This is a genomic window from Alkalicoccobacillus porphyridii (genome assembly GCF_007293315.1).
Classification (GTDB): domain Bacteria; phylum Bacillota; class Bacilli; order Bacillales; family Bacillaceae_D; genus Alkalicoccobacillus; species Alkalicoccobacillus porphyridii.
In genome coordinates this window covers 1-338 of the sequence record NZ_VLXZ01000101.1, presented here as the reverse complement: position 1 = coordinate 338, position 338 = coordinate 1, and the positions used below count along the sequence as shown (strand labels likewise).

General features: G+C 46.4%; 1 protein-coding gene. It reads right to left on the bottom strand.

What is annotated here, in order from left to right; translation table 11 throughout:
* Positions 1–338, bottom strand: a 338-nt coding sequence (locus tag FN960_RS23685; RefSeq protein ID WP_221936836.1) for a tyrosine-type recombinase/integrase, incomplete at both ends; no start/stop codon positions are given.

Below are 338 nucleotides of genomic sequence, written 5' to 3'. Positions count from 1 at the left end.
AGGAATAGTCCACATGGCATTTTCAATATCAATTTCTGACCAGCGGGCATATCTGAGTTCACTGGAGCGAATAAAAACCAGTAAATTCAGCATAACAGCAAGTCGGGTAACAGGCTGACCTTTATAACTGCCAATACGGGACAGAAGTTCAGGAAGACGTGAAAGATCAAGAGCGGGGCGATGCTGGCGTTTTACAGTGGTCAATGCGCCAGCCATATCCAGAGCAGGATTATATCTGATGATGCCAGACTGTACGGCATAACGCATTACAGCAGATATCCTTTGCTGCAGACGACTGGCGATTTCATAAATCTGTTTAGCCTCTGCAGCGCGAACTG